Genomic DNA, 26,067 nt, shown 5'->3' with positions numbered 1-26,067 from the left:
CCCGTGGCCTGGGAGCCCTCCCAGGCCACGCGACCGTCCGGGCGAGGCCGTCAGATCCTGGCGCCGCCGGCCGGTGGGCTGGGCTCACCGAACCAGGCAGCGAGCGCCGCCGACAGGCCCTTCACGTCCGTCGGCTCGCCAGGGCCGGCCGTGTCGACCCAGGCGACGTGCCCGTCCGGGCGGACCAGCACGGCCCGGCCGACCCAGGTCGGCGCCTCGCCGCCCGCGCCGGTCCCGCCCGTGCCCACTGACCCCTCCTCGCCGTCCGCGCCCGCCTCCGCGGCGGCGGCCGGGACGGTGACGAGATCGACGCGGGCGTTCCACTCGGCCGCCGCCGACAGGTCGGCCTCGCCGCCGGACCGGTCCAGCAGCGCGCCCCGGCCCGCCAGCAACGGCGCCGCGACCGCGGCCGGGTCGTCCACCCGGCCGCCGAGCAGGGCCGGGTCCGCCGCCTCGCCGAAGGCCTCCAGCGGGTAGCGGACGTCGGTGATCGGCCGGACCAGGCGCCGCACGACCTCCGGGATGTCGGTGAGCTCGCCGAACAGGGCGCGCAGCGGGCGGACCGTGTCGTACGGATGCAGGAGCGTGAGCTGGGCGAGCATGACCTGAACGGCGCGCTCGCCGACCGGGCGGCGTTCCCGGTCATAGCTGTCGAGCAGGCCCGGCGGCGCCCACCCGGAAAGCTCCGCGGCCAGCTTCCAGCCGAGGTTCACCGCGTCGTTCAGCCCGGTGTTCAGCCCGTGGCCGACCGCGTGGAAGTGGACGTGCGCCGCGTCCCCGGCGAGGAACACCCGGCCGTCGCGGTACGTCGACGGGATCCGGGCGACGTTGCCGTAGCGGGCGAGCCAGCGGGGCCGTCCCTCGGTGACGTCCGCGCCGGTCGCCCGGCGCACGCTCGCGCGCACCTCGTCGAACGTGACGGGCTCGTCGTGCCCCGGGGTCGGCCGGTCGAACTCGGTGGTCATCAGGTGGTGGAAGTCGACGTCCGGGATCGCGCCGAACATCCCGCCCGGCGTGGTCGTCCCACCGGGAGGCCCCACATAGCCCTCGACGTGGGCGACCGTGCCGTACCAGGACGGGCCGACGGCGGGTGCCTCGAACCCGGCGAGGTCGCGGACGGCGCTGTTCTGGCCGTCCGCCCCGACGAGGTACGCCCCGCGGATCTCGGTCTCGCCGCCGCGCCCGCCATCCCCGGCGTCGCCGTCGGCGGCCGTCGGCCCGGGGGAGTACGGCCGCGTGGTGACCGTCACCCCGTCCGCGTCCTGGGTGACGCCGACGACCTCGGTACCGGTGCGCAGGTCCGCGCCGAGCGCCACCGCCCGGTCGGCGAGCACCCGCTCGACCCGGGTCTGCGGCACGATCAGCCAGTACTCCCACGGGTCCGCCAGCGTGAGGTCCAGCGGGAAGTGCGCGAAGTGGACGAACGGCCAGCGGGGCAGCTCGCCGAGCTCGTCGAGCAGGCCGCGCTGGGCGAGCAGGTCGACCGAGCGGCCATGCAGCAGCCGGGAGAAGGACTCGCTGCCCTGCTCGGAGCGCCGCTCCAGCACGACCGTGGGCACGCCGGCCAGGCGCAGCTCGATGGCGAGCAGGAGGCCGACCGGTCCACCGCCGGCGATGACGACCGTCTGTGTCATGGGTTCTCCGTACGTTGTTGGGCGGCCCAGGGCCTCTAGCTGGTGGCGGACGCGGCGAAGGCCGCGGAGGCGCTGGCGGTGGCCGCGGTGGTGAGGGCGGCCAGGAAGCGGGCGAGCGCGGCCGGGGTCGGATGATCGAAGATCGCGGTGGGCGGCGGCACCAGGCCGGCGAGATCCTGGAACCGCTGGTTGAGCTCCAGCCCCGTCATCGAGGTGAAGCCGATCGAGAGGAACTCGGCGTCGGCCTCGACGTCCTCGGCGGCGGCGAACCCGAGCAGCGCCGCCGCCTGGTCCCGGACCAGTTCGAGCAGCACCCGCTCCCGCTCCGGGCCGGTGCTCGCCGCCAGCCGGGCCGACCACACCTGGGCCGGAGCGGCCCCGGCGGCGTGGCCGTCGGCGCCGTCGGGCCGCGCCGCCCTGGCCGCCGGGATGTCCCGGAACAGCCCGGCGGGCCGGGGCCGCTCCGCGAGGAGCGCGGCCCAGTCGACGTCGGCGAGGACCAGCCGGCCCCGGTCGGGCGCCGGCGAACCGGACCGGTCGTCGAGGACCTCGGCGAGCGCCTCGCCGAACAGGTCGAGCGCGAGGCCGACCGGGACCGGCCGCGGCCCGCGCGCGCCGCCGCCGCCCGCGGCCGTGGCGGCGGCCGGCCGGTCGCCGTCCCACCACGGCCCCCAGGCGATCGACGCCCACGGCAGTCCCTCGGCCCGGGCGCCCGCGACGAACGCGTCCGCCCACGCCTCGAACCCCGCCCGGTCGAGTGGCCCGTCGACGTCGAGCGCGCCGGCCGTCGGCGCCAGCACCAGCACCGCCGGCGGCGTCTCGCCGGCGGTCGCCGCGCGCAGCGCGCGCAGCGCGGCGCCGGCCGGGCCAGCGGGCAGGTCGGGCACGGCGTGCACGACCGCGACCAGCGGGTAGCCGGCCGGCGTCGCGGCGACCAGCGCGGCGAGCGCGCCCGCGTCCGCGTCCGCCGGATCCCAGTCGACCACCTTCGTGCGTGCGCCGGCGGCCGAGAGCTCCACGAGCAGCGCGTCCTCAGGGCCGCCCGGCCGGACCGGGCCGGCGGACGGCTCCCGGGTGAGCACCAGCCGCTGGGCGCCGTGCCGGGCAAGCCAGCGGGCGGCGTGCCCGCCGAGGCCGGCGGTCCCGCCGGTCACCAGCACCGTGCCCGGCGGCAGCCGGTCGTCGCGCCGCTGGCCGTTCGAGGCGTCGGTCGGCCGGGCGGTGGCCGCCGGCGCGGGAACCGGCCGCAGGCGGCGGGCGAACAGGCCGTCGGCCCGGGCCGCGACCTGCTCCCCGGTTCCCTCAGCCAGGGCTCGGACCAGCCGTTCCACCGCGGCCTCGCCTACCGCGGCGGCCTCGACCGCACCGCCCGAGCCGCCGTTCGCGGCGGGCAGGTCCGCGAGACCGCCCAGGTCGGCCGGCCGGTCGGCGGTGAGCCGGGACACCAGGCCCCAGACCCGGGCCTGATCCGGGTCCGGCGGCGGATCGGCCGGGCTCGCGGCGACGGCGCCCCGCGTCACCGTCCAGACCCGGGTGTCGGCGCCCGCCTCGGCGAGCACGTCGCGGGCCGCCTCGACGATCTCACCGGGCCAGGTGATCTCGCCGCGCTGGCGCCCCTGACCGGGTTCGCCGGCCTCGCCGGGCCAGCGCGCCGTCGCGTCGGCCAGCTCTCGGGGCAGGGCGCGCAGGTCCAGCACGCCCGCCAGCGGCTCGGCCGGGCGCGGGCGGCCCGCTCCGTTCACGGTCGCGGCAATGTCGACGGCGGCATCCGCGGCGGCGGCCGGGGTCGCGTGCGCGTCGGGACGGGCGGCGCGGCCGGCGCCGTCCAGGTGGTGCTCGACGGTCGCGCCGTGCCGGCGCAGCGCGGCGCCGATCGCGGCGACCAGGGGCTCGTCGGCCTGGTCGGGGCGTATCAGCAGCGTCCAGCGGCCGTCGAGCGCGCCGCCGCCGGCGGTGTCCGCGAGCCGGTTCCAGGCCACCCGGTACCGCCAGTGCGCGGACCGGCGCCAGGCCGCGAGCGACGGCAGGACGGATCGCAGCGAAGCGTCCGGGTCCACCCGCAGCGCCGCGGCGAGCGCCGCCGCGTCCTCCCCGTCGACGAGGTCCCAGAACCGGCGCTCGCCCGGCCGAGCCGGTTCGCCGCCCCGCCCCGCCTCGCCGGCGTCGCCGGACGGACCGGTCACCGGCACGTCCAGCCAGAAGCGGCGGCGGTCGAACGCGTAGGTCGGCAGGTCCACCCGGCGCGGGGCGTACGGGGCGTACAGCGGCGCGAAGTCCACCGCGTGGCCGCGGGCCCGCAGCGAGCCGAGCGCGAGCAGCAGGGCCTCGTCGTCGTCACGATCCGGGCGCGCGGTCGCCACGACCGTCCGCCGGGCCGGCGCGTCCCCGGGCGAGGCAACCCCGGGCGAGGTGATCCCAGCCGAGGTGGCCCCGGGCGCCGGGGCGCCGGCGGGCGGGCGCTCGGCGAGGACACGCTCGGTCAGGGTGGTGAGGGTGGCGTCCGGGCCGATCTCGACGAACGTGTCGACGCCGAGCCCGGCCAGCGCGGTGACGCTGTCGGCGAAGCGCACGGTGGCCCGGATGTGGCGGGTCCAGTAGTCGGGTGTGGTGATCTCGTCAGGCCGGGCCGGCCGGCCGGTGACGTTGGAGATGATCCCGATGGCCGGCGGGCGGTAGGCGACCGTCGCCGCCACCTCGCGGAAGGCGGGCAGCAGCGCGTCGGTGTGCGGGGAGTGGAACGCCCCGGAGACGGTGAGCCGGCGGGCCCGCCCGCCGCCCGCGCGCCAGATCTCCTCCACCTCGGCGAGCGCCGCCGGGTCGCCGGAGACCACCAGGGAGCGGGGGGAGTTCACGGCCGCGACCGCCAGCCGGTCGGCGCGGTCCGCGAGCAGCGGAGCGATCTCCTCCTCGGTGGCGTCGAGGCCGCTCATCGCGCCCACGGGCAGGCCGGCCATCAGCCGCGCCCGGGCGGCGACGAGCGCCGCCGCGTCGGCGAGCGTGAACACGCCGGCGACGTGCGCGGCGACCAGCTCGCCCACCGAGTGGCCGGCCACGTGGTCGGGCCGCGCCCCGAGGCTCTCCACCAGCCGGAACAGCGCGACCTCGTGGGCGAACAGCGCCGGCTGGGTGAAGCGGGTCTGGTGGATCAGCGCGGCTGTCTCCGGGGCGACCCGCGGGTCGGCGTGCACGACCGAGCGCAGCGGCCGGTCGAGGTGCGGGTCGAGGGCGGCGTGGACCTCGTCGAAGGCGTCGGCGTAGACCGGGTAGCGCTCGTAGAGGGCCCGGCCCATCCCCGGCCGTTGGCTGCCCTGCCCGGTGAACAGGAACGCGACCGGCCCGGTCGGCCGGCGCCGCCCACGGGCCACGGACGCGTCGGGGCTGCCGGTCTCCAGCGCCCGCAGGCCGCGCAGCAGCCCGGCCCGGTCGGCGGCGACCAGCACCGCGCGCTCGTCGAACCGGGTGCGGTGGGTGGCCAGGGAGTAGGCGACGTCGACGCCGCGCAGGTCCGGGTGCTCGGCGAGGTGGGCGCGCAGCCGGGCGGCCTGCCGGGCGAGCGCCGGGCCGGTCCGCGCGGACAGCGGCCACGGCAGCGGCACAGCCGGCCACCCGTCAGCCGGCGACCCCTTGGCTGGCGACCCCTCGCCCGCCGCGACGACGGCGTTCGAGCCCGCCGCCCGTTCGACCGCGGGCCCGGCCGCCGAGCCAGCCGTCGGGTCCGCCGGCCCGGTGTCGCTGGGCCGAGTGTCCGTGGGCCCGGCGTCCGTGGGCTCGACGGCCTGTTCCAGGATGACGTGCGCGTTGGTGCCGCTGATCCCGAACGACGAGACGGCGGCGCGGCGCGGCCGGTCGACGGCCGGCCACGCCCGCGCCTCGGTGAGCAGGCTGACCGCGCCCGCCGACCAGTCCACGTGCGAGCTGGGCCTGTCGACGTGCAGCGTCGCCGGCAGCCGGCCGCGCTGGATCGCCTGGACCATCTTGATGATGCCGGCGACGCCGGCGGCGGCCTGGGTGTGCCCGATGTTCGACTTGATCGACCCGATGTGCAGCGGCCGGTCGGCCGGCCGGTCCTGGCCGTAGGTGGCGAGGATGGCCTGGGCCTCGATCGGGTCGCCGAGCGTCGTGCCGGTGCCGTGCGCCTCCAGCGCGTCGACGTCCGCCCCGGACAGCCGGGCCGCCGCCAGGGCCGCTCGGATGAGGCGTTCCTGCGACGGCCCGTTGGGCGCGGTGAGGCCGTTGCTCGCGCCGTCCGAGTTCACCGCGGTGCCCCGCACGACCGCGAGCACCCGGCGCCCGGCGCGGCGCGCGTCGGAGAGCCGTTCGAGCAGCAGCAGCCCGGCGCCCTCACCCCAGCCGGTGCCGTCGGCTGCGTCCGCGAAGGCCTTGCAGCGCCCGTCCGGGGCGAGCCCGCGCTGCCGGCTGAACTCGATGAACACCGACGGGGTCGCCATCAGCGTCACCCCGCCGGCGAGCGCCAGCGAGCACTCGCCGGCGCGCAGCGCCTGGGCGGCCAGATGGACCGCGACCAGCGACGACGAGCACGCGGTGTCGACGGTGAGGGTCGGCCCCTCCAGGCCGAACGTGTAGGAGACCCGGCCGGAGGCGACGCTGCCGGCGCTGCCGCTGCCGATCTGCCCCTCCAGCTCGGCCGGCGGCCGCCCGGCGACGCGGGCGCCGTAGTCGGCGTACATGACGCCGGCGAAAACGCCGGTGCGGCTGCCGCGCAGCGAGTCCGGTTCGATGCCGGCCCGTTCGAACGCCTCCCACGCGGTCTCCAGGAGGAGCCGCTGCTGCGGGTCGATCGCGAGCGCGTCCCGCGGGGAGATTCCGAAGAAGGCAGGGTCGAAGTGGTCGGCGTCGGCGACGAACCCGCCGGCGCGGGCGTAGAAGGTGCCGACCCGGTCCGGGTCGGGGTCGTAGAGCGTGCCGAGGTCCCAGCCGCGGTCGGCGGGGATCTCGCCGATCGCGTCGACACCGCCGTCGACCAGCCGCCACAGCTGCTCCGGCGTGCTGACCCCGCCGGGGTAGCGGCAGGCCATGCCGACGATGGCGATCGGCTCGGTCTCCCGGGCCTCCAGGTCGCGCACCCGGCGGCGGGTGCGCTCCAGTTCGGCGGTCACCCGCTTCAGGTACTCGACGAGCTTGTCCTCGCTCACCATCGGAGATCGGCTCCCGGGATCGGTGTCGGTAGGGGCGGCAGGGCCGACGCGGGCACGGTCACGGCGGCCGGCACGGGCGTCACAGGACGCCCAGCTCGTTGTCGATCAGGTCGAGGATCTCGTCGGCGGTCGCGGCGCTGATCCGGTCGGCGTCGGCCCCCGGGGAGACGGGGTCGCCGGCCAGGTCCGCGGCCGGGAGGGCGTCCGGGCCGGCGGCGCTCTCCAGCGACCACAGCAGCGCCCGCAGCCGGCCGGTCGCCTTGGCCCGCAGGTCGCCGTCGTCCGCGAGCGCCTCCAGCACCGCGGAGAGCCGGTCGAGCTCGGCGAGCGCCGACCCGCTATCGCCGGCGGCGTCGGCCGCGGCGTCCGGGCGCAGCCGGCCGAGCAGGAACCCGGCGAGCGCGCGGGCCGTCGGGTAGTCGAAGACCAGCGTGGCGGGCAGCCTGGCCCCGGTCGCCTGGCCGAGCCGGTTGCGCAGCTCGACGCCGGTGAGCGAGTCGAAGCCCAGGTCCTTGAACGACGTCTCCTCGTCGACGGTGGCCGGGTCCTGATGGCCGAGCACCGTGGCCACCGTCGCCAGCACGAGGTCGGTCACCGCCGTGGCCGCCTCGGCCGCCGGCAGCCGTGCCAGCCGCTCGGCCCAGTCGCCGTCCGCCCCGTGGCCGACCGCCGCCGCGCCGGCCTGGCTCGCGGCCGTGGCCGTCCGCCTCGGTCGGACCAGCGCGCGCAGCAGCGCCGGGACCTCTCCGCCGATTCCCGCGGCGCCCGTCGTGGCGGACCGCAGGGCCGCGGTGTCCAGCGGCGCGGCGACCAGGGTCGGCCGGTCCACGGTCAGCGCGGTGTCCAGGAGCGCGAGGCCGCGCTCGTTGGTCAGCGCACCCAGCCCGGTGCGCCGGATCCGCGCCCGGTCGGCCTCGCCGAGGTGGCCGGTCATCCCGCTTGCCTCGCTCCACAGCCCCCAGGCGAGCGCCGACGCGGGCCGGCCGGCGGCCCGGCGCTGGTGGGCGAGCGCGTCGACGAAGGTGTTGCCGGCGGCGTAGCTGGCCTGGCCGGGAGTGCCGATGGTGCCGCTCGTCGAGGAGAACAGCACGAAGGCGGCCAGGTCCGGGGCGTCCAACGTGGCCAGGTGCAGGTTCCAGGCCGCGTCGACCTTCGGGCGCAGCACGGCGTCGAGCCGTTCGGGGGTCAGCGCGGTGAGCAGGCCGTCGTCGAGGACGCCAGCGGTGTGCACGACGGCGGTCAGCGGCGCCCGCGCCGTGGCGGCGGCGACGAGTTCCCGGGTGGCGGCCAGGTCGGCCAGGTCGTGCGCGACCACCTCGACGTCGGCGCCGAGCTCGGTCAGCTCGGCCGCCAGCGCGGAGGCGCCCGGGGCGGCCGGGCCGCGCCGGCTGACCAGCACCAGCCGCCGCGCGCCGTGCGCGACCACCAGGTGCCGGGCGACGAGCGCGCCGAGTGTCCCGGTGCCTCCCGAGATCAGCACGGTCCCGGCCGCGAGCCCAGGCGTCGGACGGCCTGCCTCGGATGGCGCCGCTTCGGCGTCGGCGGGCGCGGTGTCGACCAGCGGATCCGCCGGGGTGCGGACCAGGCGCGGCGCCAGCGCCGTGTCGGCGCGCAGGGCGAGCTGGGTCTCGCCGGTCGCCAGCGCGGCGGTGACGGCCCGCGCGAGCAGCCCACCGTCGACGGCCGGCCGGCCCGGGCCGGCCTGGTCGCCGCCGGCCTGGTCCAGGCTGGTGTGGCCCACGCCGGCGGGGTCGAGATCGAGGAGCAGGAACCGGCCCGGGTTCTCGGTCTGGGCGCTGCGCAGCAGCCCCCACAGCGGCGCGCCGACCAGGTCGGTGAGGATGTGGTCGCCGCCGGCCGGCACGGCGCCCGCCGTCACGACGACCAGGCGGCCGGTGGCCGCGTCGTCGACGGATTCGGCGTCGTCGGCGAGCCAGCCCCGCAGCAGCGCCAGGGTCCGTTCGGTGGCGGCCTTCGCCCGCCCCGCCAGGTCCGCGCCCGCGCGCTGGCCGCCACGGCCGTCCTGGTCAGACGAGCCGACCTGGTCGGACAGGCGGTCCCGGACGGACGAGTCGTCCGGGACGGGCGCGTCGAGCGGGACCGCGGCCGGGGTGGCGAGCACGATCCGAGGGGCGGGCGCCGTGGCCGCGGCCGCGCGCAGGGCGCCGAGATCGGCCGCGGCCTCCGCGGTGACGCCCGCCCGGGTCAGCGCGCCGAGCAGGTCCAGCGGGTCCGGACCGAGCACCACCCACCGCTGCCGGCCGGTGTCCCCCGTCGCCGGCGCCGGCGGCAGGACCGTCCAGTCGACGTGGTGCAGCGCGTCGTGGAAGCGGCGCGAGCCGAGACTCGCCGCCGCGACCGGCCGCAGGACCAGCGAGCCGACCGTGGCCACCGGCGCGCCGGCCGGGTCGGCGATCTCCACCCGCACGGCGTCCTGGCTGCCCGGGACGGGGGAGATCCGGACGCGGGCCGCGAGGCCGCCCGGCCGGTGCAGCGCGACCTCGCTCCACGCGAAGGGCAGCCGCACGGCGTCGGAGCCCTCCGCCGGGTCGGGCGACGGCCCCGCCTGGCGGCCACCCGCCAGCACGAGGGCATGCAGGGCCGCGTCGAACAGCGCCGGGTGCAGACCGTACCGGGAGCCGTCCGCCTGGGGCACGGGCGCCGCGCCGGCGCCGCCGGGCAGGGCGGCCAGCGCGACCTCGGCGTACACCGCGTCGCCGTCGGTCCACGCGGCCCGCAGGCCCTGGAAGGCCGGGCCGTAGTCGTAGCCCCGGTCGGCCATGGTGTCGTAGAACGCCGACACGTCCACGGCCGCCGCGCCGGGCGGCGGCCAGGCTTCGGTGAGCCGGGTGTCCGCTGGCTGGCCGGCGCCGGCGGCGTGGCCGGTGAGCGTGGCGCTGGCGTGCAGCGTCCAGCCCGCGTCCTCGTCGCCGTTGTCGTCGGTGGCTGTCGCCGGACGGGAGTGCACGGTGAGCGTGCCGCTCGCCCCGCCGTCGTCGGTGACCAGGACCTGCACGTCGACGGCGCCGCCGTCCGGCAGCACGAGCGGTTCGCGCAGGGTCAGGTCGTCGACCACCGGCCGGCCGACCTGCCCGCCGGCGTGCAGCGCGAGGTCGACGAACGCGGTGCCCGGCAGCAGGACGGCGCCGGCGACCCGGTGGTCGGCGACCCACGGATGAGACCGGGCCGAGATCCGCCCGGTGAACAACGTCCCCGTGCCGCCCGCGAGCCGCGCGGCCGCGCCGAGCAGCGGGTGGCCCGCGTCGGCGAGTCCGGCCGCCTCCACCCCGGCGCGGCCGTCCGCCGCCTCGAGCCAGTAGCGCTGGCGCTGGAACGGGTAGCTGGGCAGCGCGACCAGCCGGCCCGTGGCCGGCAGCGCGGCGTCCCAGCGCACCGGCCGGCCGGCCACGTGCAGCTCGGCGAGGCTGGCGAGGAACCGGTCGGGCCCGCCCTCGTCGCGGCGCAGCGTGCCAGTGACCAGCACCGGCCCGGCGCCGCCGGGCCGCCGCCGGGCGAGCTCGCGAACGGCCAGTTCGTGGGTGGGCTCGCCGCCGGTCAGCTCGTCGACGGACGGCTCGCCGCCGCCGTCGCCGCCGTCGCCGCCTTGGCTGTCGGCGTCCGGGTCTTCGGCGGGATGGGGGAACGGGACGGCGTCGCCGCGGGCGTCGGCGGTCTCGGAGATCGGCACGGTGAGCACTGGATGCGGGCTGACCTCGACGAACGTGTCGTGGCCGGCGTCGAGCAGCGCCGTCACCGCCTCGGCCAGGCGGACGGTGCCGCGCAGGTTGGCGTACCAGTACCCGGCGTCGAGGCCGGTCGTGTCGAACCAGCCGGCGGTGACCGTGGAGAAGAACGGCACGGTGGCGGCGCGCGGCCGGATCGGGCCGAGCAGGTCGAGCAGCCGGTCGCGCAGCGGTTCGATCTGCGCGGAGTGGGAGGCGTAGTCGACCGGGATCGTCCGGGCGCGCACCCCCTCGTCCTGGTAGCGGCGGACAAGGTCGCGCAGGGCCGCCGCGTCGCCCGCGACCACGGTCGACGCCGGCCCGTTCACCGCCGCCACCGACAGCGCGCCCGGCAGCGGGCCCGCCAGCGCGCCGCCGGCCGCGCCGTCCAGGCGTGCCCGTACCTCGTCGGCCGGCAGCGGCACGCTGGCCATTCCGCCGTTGCCCGCGATGTCGCGGATCGCCTGGCTGCGCAGCGCGACGACGCGGGCGCCGTCGTCGAGGCTCAGGGCGCCCGCGACGCAGGCGGCCGCGATCTCGCCCTGGGAGTGGCCGATGACGGCGTCCGGCTCGACGCCGTGCGACCGCCACAGCGCGGCCAGCGAGACCATCACCGCCCACAGCGCCGGCTGGACGACGTCCACCCGTTCGAGGTCCGCGCCGCCGCGCAGCACCTGGCGCAGCGACCAGTCGACGTACGGCGCGAGCGCGTCCTCGCAGGCACCGAGCCGCTCGGCGAACACCGGGGACCGCTCCAGCAGCTGCACCGCCATCCCGGCCCACTGCGATCCCTGGCCGGGGAAGACGAACACGGTCCGGCCGGGTTCCTCCGCGTGCCCGCGTACCAGCGCCGGGTGCGGCTGGTCGGCGGCCAGCGCGGCGAGGCCGGCGAGCAGGCCCGCTCGCCGCGCGGTGCCGTCCCGGCCGTCCGCGGGGCGGCCGATGACGACCGCGCGGTGCTCGAAGGCGGCCCGCCCGGCGGCCAGCGTCCGGGCGACGTCGGCCGCGGTGGGCGGGGCGGTGGCTCCGGCCGCGGCGAGCCCACCGGGCACGGGGTCGGCGGGGGCGGTGAGGTGGGTGTGCAGGCGCCGGGCGGCGGCCCGCAGCGCGTCCGGGGTCCGCGCCGAGAGCACCCAGGGCAGCGGGTCGGCCGCCGAGGCGGCCTGCCCCGCGACGCCCGCGGGCTCCGGGGAGCGCGCATCCGAGTCAGTAGCCGTGGCGGTGTCCTGACCCGCGTCCGGCTGGGCCGCGCCGGGCGTTCCGGCGTCGGTGACGTCGGCGTAGGCGTCGACGGGCGCGGCTTCGAGGACGACGTGCGCGTTGGTGCCGCTCATCCCGAACGACGACACGCCGGCGCGGCGTGGCCGGTCGTCGCCTGGCCAGGGCACCGTCTCGGTGAGCAGGCGCACCGCGCCCGCCGACCAGTCGACGTGCGGCGTCGGCTCGTCGACGTGCAACGTGCGGGGCAGCAGCCCGTGGCGCAGCGCCTGCACCATCTTGATGACGCCGCCGACGCCGGCGGCGGCCTGGGTGTGCCCGATGTTCGACTTGATCGACCCGAGGTACAGCGGCCGGTCGGCCGGCCGGTCCTGGCCGTAGGTGGCGACGATCGCCTGGGCCTCGATCGGGTCGCCCAGCGTCGTACCGGTGCCATGGGCCTCGACCGCGTCGACGTCGCCGGCGCGCAGGCCGGCGTCCGTGAGCGCGGCCTGGATGACGCGGCGCTGGGCCGGGCCGCTGGGCGCGGTCAGCCCGTTGCTCGCGCCGTCCTGGTTGACCGCGCTGCCGCGGATCACGGCGAGGACCGGGTAGCCGGCCCGGCGCGCGTCGTCGAGCCGGGCGAGCGCCAGCACGCCGACGCCCTCGGCGAAGCCGGTGCCGTCCGCCGCGGACGCGAACGCGCGGCACCGGCCGTCCGGGGACAGCCCGCGCTGGCGGCTGAACTCGGTGAACAGGCTGGGCGTCGCCATCACGGTGGCCCCGCCGGACAGCGCCAGGTCGACCTCGCCGCGGCGCAGCGCCTGCACGGCGAGGTGCAGCGCGACCAGCGACGACGAGCAGGCCGTGTCGACGCTGAGGGCCGGGCCCTCCAGGCCGAGCAGGTAGGAGATCCGGCCGGAGGCGACCGACGTGGCGTTCCCGGAGGCCAGGTAGCCCTCGACGCCCGGCGGGGCGGCGCGCAGCCGGGCGGCGTACTCCTGCGCGAGCACGCCAAGGTAGACGCCGGTGTGGCTGCCGCGCAGCGACGTCGGGTCGAGTCCTGCCCGCTCGAGCGCCTCCCAGGCGGTCTCGAGCAGCAGGCGCTGCTGGGGGTCGGCGGCCAGCGCCTCCCGCGGGTTGATCCCGAAGAAGGCCGCGTCGAAGTCGCCGGCCCGGTCGAGGAACCCGCCGTGGCGGGCGTAGGTGGTGCCGCCGCGCGCGAGGTCGGGGTCGTGCAGCGCGTCGAGGTCCCAGCCCCGGTCGGTGGGGAACTCGGAGATCGCGTCGGTGCCGGCGACGACGAGCCGCCACAGCTCGTCCGGGTCGCTCACCCCGCCCGGGTACCGGCAGGCCATGCCGAGCACGGCGATCGGCTCGGCGGGCCCGCCGTCGGCGGACCCGCCTGTCCGGGCCCGGCCCCGGGCCGCCCGGTCCGTGGCGGCGCCGGCGCCAGCGGGCTGCTCGGGAAGCAGAGCGAGCAGCTCGAAGCGCAGGTGGGCGGCGAGCGCGGCCGGGGTGGGGTGGTCGAACACCAGGGTGGTCGGCAGCCGCAGCCCGGTGACCGTCGTCAGGCGGCCGTGGACCTCCACGGCCGTCAGCGAGTCCAGCCCGAGGTCGCGGAAGCTGCGCTCCAGCGGCACGGCCGCGGCGTCGGCGTGCCCGAGCGCGGCGGCGACGTGTGAGCGGACCAGGTCGCGCAGCGCCCGCTCGCCCTCGGTCGCGGACCGGCCGACCAGCGTGGCGGCGAGTGCCGCCGCCGTGGCGCCGCCCGTCGCGCCGGTGCCCGTCCCGGTCGGCTCGCCCGCGCCGAGCGCCGCGCGCGCCTCCGGGATCTCGGCGAGCAGCTGGCTCGGCCGCCCCGACTGGTCGCTGGCCACGAACCGGGACCAGTCCATGTCCGCGACCGACAGCGTCGTCTCGCCGTCGCCGACCGCCTGGCCCAGGGCCCGCAGGGCCAGGCGGGGGCGCATCGCGCGGACCCCGTGATGGCGCAGGTTGTCCGCCACGCCGACCAGGTCGATCATCCCGCCGTCCGCCCAGGCGCCCCAGGCGACGGAGGTGGCCGGCCGCCCGGCGGCCCTGCGGCGGCGGGCCAGCGCGTCGAGGTGCGCGTTGCCCGCGGCGTAGGCTGCCTGGCCGCCGCTGCCCCGCACGGCGGCGGTGGACGAGAACAGCACGAAGGCGTCCAGGTCGGCGCCGGCGAGCAGCTCGTCGAGGTGCTGCGCGCCGGCGACCTTGCCGGTGACGATCCGGGCGTGCTCGGCGAGGGTGATGCCGATGGCCGGTGTGTGGCCCTGGGCGAGGCCGGCGGTGTGCACGACGGCCCTCGGCGGAGCCGGGTCGAGCGAAAGCCCGTCGAGCAGGGTCGCGAGCGCCCCCCGGTCGGCGATGTCGACGGCGGCGACGGTCACCCGGGCGCCGAGCGCCGTGAGCTCGGCGGTGAGCTCGCCGGTGCCGGGCGCGTCCGTGCCACGCCGGCTGACCAGGACGAGGTGCTCGGCGCCGTGCTCGGCCAGCCACCGGGCGACGTGCCGCCCGACGCCGCCGGTGCCGCCGGTGACCAGCACCGTGCCGCGCGGCCGCCAGGCGCCGTCGGCGCCCGCGGCGGGCGTCCGGGAGCGCGCCGTCGCCGGGGCGTGGACCAGCCGGCGCGCGAACACCCCGGCGGCGCGCAGCGCTACCTGGTCCTCGTCCGCGGTGACCGGCCCGTCCGTCGTGAGCCCGCCGGTGAGCAGCGTCGCCAGGGCGGCGGCGGCGCCGCTACCAGGGCGGACGGTGTCGGGGCGCGCGGCGGTGTCGGTGCCGGCGGTGGAGTCGGTGCCGGCGGCCGGGTCGGTGCCGGCCGTGGGCAGGTCGACGAGCCCGCCCCACAGCCGGGGCTGTTCCAGGCCGAGGACATGGCCGAGTCCCCACAGGTGGCCGGCGGCGGGCGACGGCGGGCCGTCGTCCGGCGCGCCGGTGTCCGCCGCGCCGCGGGTGGCGGCCCACAGCCGCGGCGAGCCGGCGAGCGCGGACTCGCCCCGGTCGGTCAGGCCCGCGTCGGCCAGTCCCTGGAACAGCGCGAGCGTGCCGGCGACCCCGACCGGCACCGCCGCCTCGGCCGGATGGGCGGCGGTGGCGAGCCCGAGCAGCGAAAGCACGCCGGACCGGCCAGGGGCGGGGCCGTCCGCCTCCTGTCCCGGCGTCGGGAGATGCGCGCGCAGCTGGTCGGCGAACCAGCTCCGGTCCGCCTGGGCCGGGTCGGCGAGCAGGGTGACGACGCGGTGGTGGGCGGCGAGCGCCGCCCGCGCGAGGCCCACCGCGTCGTCGTCCTCGTAGCCGGTCGGCACCACCAGCAGCCACATGCCGGCGTCCTGTCCGGAGCCGTCCGGCCCAGCGCCGCGGGGCCCGGTGCTGGTCGATCCGGTGCTGGTCGGTCCGGTGTCGATCGGCCCGGTGCCAGCCGGCGCGGAGGGATGGGACGCCGCGTCGCCGAGCTCGGGGCTCGTGGGCGGGGTGTCGCGCGTCGGCGTGGTCGGAACGTCGAGGCGACGCCAGACGACGCGGTAGCGCCAGCCGTCCACGGCCGCCTGGTCTCGGGACCTGCGCCGCCAGGCGGCGAGCGCCGGAAGCACCTCCGCCAGCGGGCCGGCGACCGACGTCCCGTCGGCCGCTGCCTCGTCGGCCGGCCCGACCCGCCCGGCCCCGTTCTCGAGCGCGGCGGCGCCATGGTCGAGCTGGATGGTGCGCGCCACGCCGGCGACGTCGCCGCGCTCCACCGCGTCCCAGAAGGCGGACTCCACGCCGTCGGCGTCCCCGTGCGTGGCGCGGCCGGTGGCCTGGTGGCCGGCGAGCCAGTAGGTCTGGCGCTGGAACGGATAGGTGGGCAGCTCGGCCAGCAGGTCCGCCCGCTGTGCGGCGGGAACCGGCGGCCACAGCCCGCCCCAGCCGACCGTGTGCCCGTGGACGTGCAGCTGGGCGAGCGCGGTCAGCAGCACCTCCCGTTCGGCGCGGCCCCGGCGCAGGGCGGGAATGGTGATCGCCGTCCGCCCTGGGTCGACGGCGTCCCGCGCGTTCCCGGCGTCACCCCCCGCGCCGTCGCCCTCGCCGGCGGGAGAGCCGTCCGTGCCGAGGCCGGCGAGCGTGCCGCGGGCGAGCGCGGTGAGGGTGCTGTCCGGCCCGAGCTCGACGAAGCTGGTGACGCCAAGCTCGCGCAGCGCGCGGACGCCCTGGTGGAAGCGGACGGTCTCGCGGATGTGCCGTACCCAGTACGCGGGCGTGGTGATGTCGTCGGGATCGGCGAGTTCGCCGGTGAGGTTGGAGACGATCGGGATGGCCGGCCGTGCGTAGGTGAGCGCGGTGGCGACGGCGGCGAAGTCACCGAGGACGCCGTCCATCCGCGGGGAGTGGAAGGCATGGCTGACGGAGAGCCGGCGGGCGCTGATGCCGCGGGCCTGGGCCTCCCGCTCGATCAGGTCGATGCTGGTGGCGGCGCCGGACAGCACGGTGGAGTCCGGGGTGTTCGTGGCGGCGACGGAGACGTCGGCCTCGTGCCCGGTGAGGAGCTCACGGGCGTCCTCCTCGGTGGTGCGCAGGGAGAGCATCGCGCCGTCGGTGGGGAGGTTCTGCATGAGGGTGGCGCGGGCGGTGACGAGTTTGGCGGCGTCGTGGAGGGTGAGGATGCCGGCGAGGTGGGCGGCGGTGAGTTCGCCGAGGGAGTGGCCGGTGAGGTAGTCGGGGTGGATGCCGAGTGAGGTGATGAGTCGGTGGAGGGCGACTTCGAGGGCGAAGAGGGCGGGTTGGGTGTAGTGGGTCTGGTGGATGAGCGCGGCGGTGTCGCTGTCGGGGTCGGCGGTCAGGACGTCGCGCAGGCTCGGCGGGCCGCCGGCGTCGCCGTCCCGGGTCGCGTCGACGGTGGTGGCGGTGGGAGTGAGGTGGGTGTCGAGGGCGGTGATGGTCTCGTCGTAGGCGGCGGCGAAGACGGGGAAGGCGGCGGCGAGTTCGCGGCCCATGCCGGGGCGCTGGCTGCCCTGGCCCGTGAACAGGAACGCCAGCCGTCCCGGGCAGCCCACGGTGCCCGAGAGGGGATCGGACAGCCCGGCGCGGAGCGTGTCGAGGTCGTGCCCGATGACCACCCGCCGGTGGTCGAGGTGGGCGCGGCCGGTCGCGAGCGTCGTCGCCACGGCGGCCGGGTCGGCCTCGGGGTTGGCCGTCAGGAAGTCCCGCAGCCGGTCGGTCTGCGCGTCGAGGGCTGAGGACGAGCGCGCGGACAGCAGCCACGCGAGCGGCCGGCGCGGCGCGTCGGCGGGCTGGGAGGCCGCGTCGGCCGGTTCCGCCGCGCCGGGCTCGGCTGGAGTGCCGGACTCGGCGGGCCGCGGTTCCGGCTGGGCGCCGAGGTCGACGGCCGGGGCCTGCGGACGGACCGCGCCCGTGGCGGTGGCGGGTGGTTGTTCGAGGATGAGGTGGGCGTTGGTGCCGCTGATGCCGAACGAGGAGATGGCGGCGCGGCGCGGCCGGGTCACCTCGGGCCAGGGCCGGGCGTCGGTGAGCAGCTCGACGGCGCCAGCGGTCCAGTCGACGTGGTGGCTGGGCTGGTCGACGTGCAGGGTGGCCGGCAGGACGCCGTGCTGGAGGGCGCCGATCATCTTGATGATGCCGGCGACGCCGGCGGCGGCCTGGGTGTGGCCGATGTTGCTTTTGATGGAGCCGAGGTAGAGGGGCTGGTCGTCGGGCCTGTTCTGGCCGTAAGTGGCGAGGAGTGCCTGGGCTTCGATCGGGTCGCCGAGGCGGGTGCCGGTGCCATGGGCCTCGACGGCGTCGACGTCGGCGGGAGACAGCCGCGCGGCGCCGAGCGCCGCCCGGATCACCCGCTGCTGGGAGGGGCCGTTGGGGGCGGTGAGCCCGTTGGACGCGCCGTCCTGGTTGACCGCGGTGCCGCGGACGATGCCGAGAACCGGGTGGCCGCCCGCCTGGGCGTCGGAGAGGCGTTCGAGGAGCAGGAGCCCTGCGCCCTCGCCCCAGCCGGTGCCGTCGGCGGCGTCGGCGAACGCCTTGCAGCGGCCGTCGGCCGACAGGCCGCGTTGCCGGCTGAACTCGATGAACGTGTTCGGGGTCGCCATCACGGTGACCCCGCCGGCCAGCGCGAGCGTGCACTCGCCGGAGCGCAGCGCCTGGGCGGCCAGGTGCACGGCGACCAGCGACGAGGAGCAGGCGGTGTCGATCGTCACCGCGGGCCCCTCCAGGCCGAACGTGTACGACACCCGGCCGGAGGCCACGCTCGTCGTGCTGCCGATGAGCACATAGCCCTCGACGTCGGTCGACGTCTGGCCCACCCGGGTGCCGTAGTCGTCGTACATGACGCCGGCGAACACGCCGGTGCGGCTGCCGCGCAGCGACGTCGGGTCGAGGCCGGCCCGCTCGAACGCCTCCCAGGCCAGCTCCAGCAGCAGCCGCTGCTGCGGGTCGACGGCCAGCGCCTCCCGGGGCGGGATGCCGAAGAAGTCGGTGTCGAAGTCCCCGGCGTCGTGCAGGAAACCGCCGTCGCGGGCGTACGACCGGCCCGGGGCGTCCGGGTCCGGGTCGTAGAGGCGGTCGACGTCCCAGCCGCGGTCGGCCGGGAACGCGCTGACCGCGTCGACGCCGCCGGCGACCAGGTCCCACAGCTCCTCGGGGCTCGTGACCCCGCCCGGGTACCGGCAGCTCGCCGCGACGATGACGATCGGATCGTCGTCGGCACCGGCGCCCGCCAGCGCGGCCGGCGTGCCGGCGCGGTCGTCGGACCGGCCGACGAGCTCGGCCAGCAGGTGCTCGGCGACCTCGGCCGGGCTCGGGTAGTCGAACAGCAGGGTCGCGGGCAGGGTGAGCCCGGTCCGCCGGCCGAGCTGGTTGCGCAGCTCGACCGCGGCGAGCGAGTCGAACCCGAGGTCCCGGAAGGCCCGGCCCACGTCGACGGACCCCGGCGAGTCGTGCCCGGCGACCGCCGCGACCTCCTCGCGGACCAGGTCGAGGACGAGCCGTTCCTGCTCCTCGCCCGACAGCGGCGCCAGCACGTCGGCCAGGCCGCCAGCGGCCCGCGCGCCGGCCGGCCCGCGGGTGGCCGCGGCGCGCCGCCGGGCCGGCACACCGGACCGGCCGTTCGCCCCGCCATTCACGATGCCGAGGTGGACGCGGCCCGCCACCAGCACGGCGTCGCCGCCGTCCACGCCGGCGTCCGGGGCGGCCGCCGTCCGGGCGAGCGCGGCGTCGAGCAACGCGAGCCCTTCCGCCACCGCGAACGGCGTCACGCCGGCTCGGGCCCACCGCGCGCGGTCGGTGGTGGTGAGGCCGGTGTCCATGCCGGCCTCGGTGTTCCACAGTCCCCAGGCGAGGCTGGTGGCGACCCGGCCGTCGGCGTGGCGATGGTGCGCGAGGGTATCGAGGTAGGTGTTGGCGGCGGCGTAGTTGGCCTGGCCGGGGGTGCCGAGGGTGCCGGCGACGGAGGAGTAGAGGACGAAGGCGGCGAGGGGTTGGTTGAGGGTGGCCTGGTGGAGGTTCCAGGCGGCGTCGATCTTGGGTTGGAGGACGGTGTGGAGTTGGTCGGGGGTGAGGCTTGCCAGGGTGGCGTCGTGGAGGACGCCGGCGGTGTGGATGACGGCGGTGAGTGGGTGGGTGTCGGGAACTGACGCGATCAGTTCGGTGGTGGCGGCCGGGTCGGTGAGGTCTGTCGCGACGATCCGGATGTCGGCGCCGAGCGCGGTCAGTTCCGTGGCGAGTTCGGCCGCTCCGGGGGTGTCCGGGCCGCGCCGGCTGACGAGGAGCAGGTGGCGGATGCCATGTTCCGTGACGAGGTGGCGGGCGGCCAGCGCGCCGAGGGTGCCGGTGCCACCCGTGATGAGTACGGTCCCCGCCGTATCCAGCCGGCGCGGCGGCGTTGGCCGCTGGGTGTCGGTGGGGCCGGCGACGGTCTCGACCAGCTCGAGCCGGCGCGCGCCCACCGTCCCGCCGCGCAGCTCCACCACGTCCCGGCCGGCCGCCGACGCCGATGTGACCGCCGCCCGCACCGTCGCCTCGTCGAGTGCCTCACCCGCGGGCAGGTCGTGCTCCACCAGCACGATCCGGCCCGGATGCTCCGACTGGGCGGAGCGCACGAGGCCGCGCACCGGCGCGCCGCCGAGATCGGTGGCCGGTACGACCACCACCAGGCGGGCGTTCGGCTCGTCGGCCAGCACCCACTCCTGGAGGCGGGCCAGGACGTCGGCGGCCCGGCGCCGTGCCGCCGGTGGCTCCGGTCCGCCGGCCGGCAGCGACAGCAGCGTGAGCCCGGCGTCCGCCGCCTCGGCAGCGGGCGCCCTGCCCGCCGCCAGCGGGCCCGCCGGCAGCGGCCGCCACGTCGAGCGGTAGAGACCCGCCGCCGAGACCGTCGTCCCGGACGCCAGCACGGCCAGCCGCTCGCGGGTCGCCCAGCGCAGCGTGACCGAGGAGATCGTCCCGACCGGCTGCCCGGTGCCGTCGGCGACAGTGAGCGCGACCCTGGCGCCCTCTCCAGCTCCGGAGTTGCCTCCAGCCCCGGAGTCGCCCCCGGCCCGAGACCAATCCCCGGCCCGGGCGGCGTGCCCGGCTCCGGCGCCGCCGTCGTAGCGGCCCGCGTCGAGCGGGTCGATCCGGACCCGCAGCGTTCGGGCACCGGTCGCGGTGAGCGTGACGCCGCCGAACGCGAACGGCAGCAGTATCGAGCCGGCCCGGGCGCCGTCGGTGCCGGCGTCTGGCCCGGTGAGCGCGGCGAATCCCGCGAGCCCGCCGACGACCGGGTGCAGCGCGGCGTCGAGCAACGCCGGATGCAGCTCCAGGGCGCCATCGCCGCCGGGAACGGCCGACCCGGTCTCGTCGGGCAGGGAGATCTCGGCGTGCAGGGTCCGCCCGTCCGGCCCGCCGCGCCACAGCGCCCGCAGCCCCTGGAAGGCGGGCCCGTAGCCGTAGCCGGCCCGGTCGAGCCGCTCGTACAGGCCGTCCAGCGGAACCGGGACGGCGCCGGCGGGCGGCCAGACGGCCAGCTCGCCGTCCTCCTGGGCCGCGCCGGCCGAACCCCGCGCCGTCCCGGCCGCCGTCCTCGCCGCCGGCTCGGCGACCAGCACCCCGGACGCGTGCCTGGTCCACGGCGCATCCGGCACGTCGCGGCGCGAGTACACCCGTACGTCCCGGCGTCCGGCCTCGTCGACCGCCCCGACGGTGACCTGGGCGAGCACCGCGTCGTCCACCGGCAGCGGCAGCGGGCTCTCCAGCGTCAGCTCGGCCAGGTGCTGCTGCGCGGTGTGCCCCGCGGCGTGCAGGGCCAGCTCGACCAGCCCGGTGCCGGGCAGCAGCACCGTCCCGGCGATCGTGTGGTCGGCGAGCCACGGCTGGGTGGCGGCCGACAGCCGACCGGTCAGCACCAGGCTGGCCCGCCGCCCGGCCAGCGGGCCAGCTGGGTGGTCCACGTCCTCCGCCAGGTCGGTGACGTCGGCGAGTTCGACCGCCGCGCCGAGCAGCGGATGGCCGGTGCCGCGCAGCCCGGCGCGCGCCAGGCCGTCGCCGGTCCCGGTGGTGGGGGAGAGCCAGAAGGTCCGGTGCTGGAACGGGTAGGTCGGCAGGTCGACGCGTGCCGGCAGGGGGGCGGGGAAGGCCGCGGCCCAGCGGACGGTGTGCCCCGCGGTGTGCAGCCGGGCGAGCGCGTCCAGCGCGGTCTCGGTGTCGTCCCGGTCGCGGCGGAGCATCGCCAGGAGGAGCTCGCCGTCCCGGTCGTCGCCGGCCTGGCCGTCCCGGTCGCGGGCGCCGGCGCCGTCGGCGCCGTCCGCGTGGCCCTGGCTGGCCAGGTGGTCGAGCGTGCCGCGGGTGAGGGCGGTGAGGGTGCTGTCGGGCCCGAGCTCGAGGTAGGTCGTGACGCCGAGCCGGCGCAGTGCCTGGATGCCCTGGTGGAAGCGGACGGTGTCGCGGACGTGGCGGACCCAGTAGGCGGGTGTCGTGATCTCGGCGGGGTCGGCCAGGTCGCCGGTGAGGTTCGAGACGAGCGGGATCCGCGGCGGCGCGTAGCGGATGGCGGCGGCGACGGCGGCGAACTCGTCGAGGACGTGGTCGGTGTGCGGGGAGTGGAACGCGCCGGAGACGGTGAGCCGGCGGGCGCGGATGCCCCGGGCCCTGGCGTCCTCCGCCACCGACTCCAGGACGTCCGCCGACCCGGACACGACGGTCGCCGTCGGGTGGTTGGTCGCGGCGACCGACGCCGCGGCCTCGTGGCCGGCGAGCAGCGCGGCGGCCGTCGCCTCGTCGGCGTCGAGGGAGAGCATCGCGCCGTTGGCGGGCAGATTCTGCATCAGGGCGGCGCGGGCGGCGACGAGCTTCGCGGCGTCGTCGAGGGTGAACACGCCGGCGAGGTGGGCGGCGGTGAGTTCGCCCAGCGAGTGGCCGGTCAGGTAGTCGGGTTCGACGCCGAGCGAGGTGACCAGCCGGTGGAGGGCGACCTCCAGCGCGAACAGCGCCGGCTGGGTGTAACGGGTCTGGTGGATGAGCGCGGCGGCCTCGCTGCCGGGCTCGGCGTGCAGCACGCTCAGCAGGGGGCGGTCGAGGTGCGGGTCGAGGGCCGCGCAGACCTCGTCGAGGGCGTCGGCGAACACCGGCTGGGCCGTGTACAGGGCCCGGCCCATCCCCGGCCGCTGGCTGCCCTGCCCGGAGAACAGGAACGCCACGGTGCCGCGTCCGCCGGCCACGCCGCGGATCAGCCCGCGCGCCTCGGTCCCGGCCGCGAGCGCGTCGAGCAGAGCCGCGAAGTCGGCCGGGCGCCGCCCGACGAGCACGGCCCGATGCGGGAGCGTGGCGCGGGTGGTCGCCAGGGCGTGGCCCACCGTGCGCGGGTCGGCGAGCCGGTCGGCGCCCGGCGCGCCGGCCGGGCCGGGGAGCGCGGCGCGCAGCCGGGCGGCCTGGGCGCGCAGCGCCGCCTCGCCGCGGGCCGACAGCGCCCACGGCACCACCGCCGGGGTAGCCAGCGTGGCTGGGATAGCCGAGGCGTCGACGGCGTCCGGGCGGCCGACGGCGCCAGGGGCGGCGGTGGCGCCAGTGGTGGTGGAACCGGCCGGCCGCTCGGTCGCCGGCTGCTCCAGGATGACGTGCGCGTTGGTGCCACTGATCCCGAAGGACGAGACGGCGGCCCGGCGCGGGCGCGTGACCTGTGGCCACGGCGTCTGTTCGGTGAGCAGGGCCGCCGTGCCGGTCGTCCAGTCCACGTGCGGGGACGGCGCGTCGACGTGCAGCGTCGCCGGCAGCAGGCCGTGCTCGAGCGCCTGCACCATCTTGATGACGCCGGCGACGCCGGCGGCGGCCTGGGTGTGCCCGATGTTCGACTTGATCGACCCCAGGTACACGGGCCGGTCCGCCGGCCGGTCCTGGCCGTAGGTCGCCAGCAGGGCCTCGGCCTCGATCGGGTCGCCGAGGCGGGTCCCGGTGCCGTGCGCCTCCACGGCGTCGACGTCCGACGGCGCGAGCCCCGCGCCGCGCAGCGCCGTGTGGATCAGCCGCTGCTGGGACGGCCCGTTCGGCGCGGTCAGCCCGTTGCTCGCGCCGTCGGAGTTGACCGCCGAGCCGCGGATCACCGCGAGCACCCGGTGACCGCGGGCCCGCGCGTCCGAGAGCCGTTCGACCAGCAGCATCCCGGCGCCCTCGGCCCAGCCGGTGCCGTCGGCGGCGGCGGCGAACGGCTTGCACCGGCCGTCCGGCGCGAGCCCGCGCTGCCGGCTGAACTCGACGAAGATGCCCGGGCTGGTGAGCACCGTGACGCCGCCGACCAGGGCCAGCGAGCACTCGCCGCCGCGCAGCGCCCCCGCGGCCAGGTGCAGCGCGACCAGCGAGGACGAGCAGGCGGTGTCGACCGTGACCGCCGGCCCCTCCAGGCCGAAGGTGTAGGCGAGCCGGCCGGAGGCGACGCTGGTCGTGCCGCCGGTGAGCAGGTAGCCGTCCAGGCCGCCGGCCGGCTCGTGCAGCCGAGGGCCGTAGTCCTGCGGCATGACGCCGACGAACACGCCGGTGCGGCTGCCGCGCAGCGTCGCCGGGTCGATCCCGGCCCGCTCGAACGCCTCCCAGCCGACCTCGAGCAGCAGGCGCTGCTGCGGGTCCATCGCCAGCGCCTCCCGCGGCGAGACGCCGAAGAAGTCCGCGTCGAACCCGCCGGCGTCGGTGAGGAACCCGCCGGCCCGCGCGTAGCTGGTGCCGGGGGTGGCCGGGTCGGGGTCGTACAGGCCGGCCAGGTCCCAGCCGCGGTCGGCCGGGAAGCCGGTGACGACGTCCGTCCCGTCCGCGACCACCCGCCAGAGGTCCTCCGGCGACCCGATCCCACCCGGGAAGCGGCAGGCCATCCCGACGATCGCGATCGGCTCGTCGGCCCCCGCGCTGGTGTCCCCGGCGGGGCCGTCCGCCCGCTGGGCGGCGCCGGCCCGCCGCGACGCCAGCTCGCCCAGGTGGCGGACCAGGCCGGCGATCGTCGGGTGGTTGAACAGCAGGCTCGGCGCCAGCGGGAGGCCGGTCGCCGCGACGAGGCGGTCCCGCAGCTCGACGGCGGACACCGACTCGAAGCCGAGATCCTTGAACGCCCGGTCCTGGTCGATCGCGTCCGGGGTCACGTGGCCGAGGACGATCGCCACGTGGGTCCTGACCAGCTCGACCAGTGTCCGGTCCCGCTCGGCGTCGCCGAGCGCCGCGAGCCGGCCCGCCCAGGACGAGCCGGTCGACGGCGGGCCGTCGGACGACGGGCCGTCGTCCGGGGCGGTGGTGTCCGCGGGGGCGGTGGCGTGGCCGAGGGCGGCCGCCGGCGCGCGGTACGCGCCGGTCAGCCAGTGCCGTTCCCGCTGGAACGGGTACGTCGGCAGCGGGACCGGGTGGACGGCGCCGACGGCGGGCTGCCCGCGCAGGGCCGCGGCCCAGTCGACCGGGGCGCCGCGCGCGAACGCCTGCGCGGCCGACGAGAGCAGCCGCTCCCAGCCGCCCTCGTCGCGCCGCAGCGTCCCGATCGCCGCCGCGCGTTCGCCGAGCGACGCGGGCTCGGCCGCGGGCTCCGTCTCGGCGAACGTCTCCTGCAGGCTGCCGGTCAGCACCGGATGCGGGCTGACCTCGACGAACAGCCGGTGCCCGTCGGCGAGCGCGGCCTCGGTCGCCGGCTGGAGCAAGACGGTCTGGCGCAGGTTGCGATACCAGTAGTCGGCGTCGAGCCCGGCGGTGTCCAGCGAGCCGCCGGTCACGGTGGAGTAGAAGGTCACCCGGGACGACGTCGGACGGATGCCGGCGAGCGCCGCGCGCAGCTCGGCGCCGACGGCCTCCACCTGCGGCGAGTGCGAGGCGTAGTCCACCGGGATCAGCCGGGCGCGCACGCCGCGCTGGTCGTGCTCGGCGACCAGCGCGGCGACGGTCGCCGGGTCGCCGGAGATGACGGTGGACGCGGGCCCGTTCACGGCGGCGACCGAGACGCGCGCCGGGTCGGCGAGCGGATGGGCGCGTACCTCGTCGGCGGGCAGCGCGAGCTGGGCCATCGCGCCGCCGCCGGCGAGCGCGACGAGGGCCCGGCTGCGCAGCGCCACGATCCGGGCCGCGTCGTCCAGGGTGAGCGCGCCGGCGACGTGCGCGGCGGCGATCTCGCCCTGCGAGTGGCCGATCACCGCGTCCGGCCGCACCCCGAGCGACTCCCACAGCCGGGCGAGCGAGACCATCACGGCGAACAGCGCGGGCTGGACGACGTCGACGCGGTCCAGTGACACGGCACCCGGGGCGTTGCCCAGCACGTCGTGCAGGGACCAGTCGAGGTGCGGGGCGAGCGCCCGCGCGCAGTCGTCCACCGCCGCGGCGAAGACGGGTGACCGCTCCAGCAGCGCGCTGGCCATGCCCACCCACTGCGAGCCCTGCCCGGGGAAGACCAGCACGACCCGGCTGGCCCGGGCCGCGCGGCCCTCGTGCAGCCCGGCCGCCGGGAGCCCGGCGGCGAGCGCGCCGAGCCCGGCCCGCAGCTCCGCCTCGGTCCATCCCAGAACGACGGCCCGGTGCTCGAAGGTCGCCCGGGTGGTGGCCAGCGCCCAGGCCACGTCACCGGGCCGAGGCGCGCGCGCCGCCGACCCGGCGGCGACTCGCGTGCCGGATCCAGGTGCCTCGGTCTCGTCGGCCTCGGTCTTGTCGGCGTCCAGATGGGCGAGCAGCCGCGTCGCCATCGCCTTCAGGGCGGTCTCGCCGCGCGCCGAGAGAACCCAGGGCAGCACGGCGGGCCGGGCGGTCCCGGTGACAGGCCTGGTCCGGGCCCGCCTGCCGCCCGCGGGCGTCTCCTGGTTCTCGGGGCGCGGGGGCGGGGGGGCCCCCGCCCCCCCGCCCCCCCCCGGGGGGGTTGGGGGCCCCCCC

At 78.0% G+C, this 26,067-nt stretch carries 3 protein-coding genes; all 3 read right to left on the bottom strand.

What is annotated here, in order from left to right; all coding sequences use genetic code 11:
* Positions 1-50: 50 nt before the first annotated feature.
* On the bottom strand, positions 51-1,634 hold the full coding sequence (locus I6A81_RS15490; RefSeq protein ID WP_203008348.1) for an FAD-dependent monooxygenase: 1,584 nt from the start codon (positions 1,632-1,634) through the stop codon (positions 51-53).
* A 35-nt stretch (positions 1,635-1,669) separates the two neighbouring features.
* Positions 1,670-6,787, bottom strand: a complete 5,118-nt coding sequence (locus I6A81_RS15485) for a type I polyketide synthase (protein ID WP_407661310.1) — start codon at positions 6,785-6,787, stop codon at positions 1,670-1,672.
* An 82-nt stretch (positions 6,788-6,869) separates the two neighbouring features.
* Positions 6,870-26,067, bottom strand: a 19,198-nt coding sequence (locus tag I6A81_RS43450; RefSeq protein WP_456319692.1) for an SDR family NAD(P)-dependent oxidoreductase, incomplete at its 5' end; no start/stop codon positions are given.

It is taken from the genome of Frankia nepalensis, from assembly GCF_016786325.1.
GTDB lineage: Bacteria > Actinomycetota > Actinomycetes > Frankiales > Frankiaceae > Pseudofrankia > Pseudofrankia nepalensis.
The sequence above is the reverse complement of the archived record's forward strand: the minus strand, read 5'-3'. Positions and strand labels throughout refer to the sequence as shown.

Excerpts from the sequence above, each read along its gene's own strand:
- I6A81_RS15490 (WP_203008348.1), bottom strand. The coding sequence starts at position 1,634 with ATGACACAGACGGTCGTCATCGCCGGCGGTGGACCGGTCGGCCTCCTG.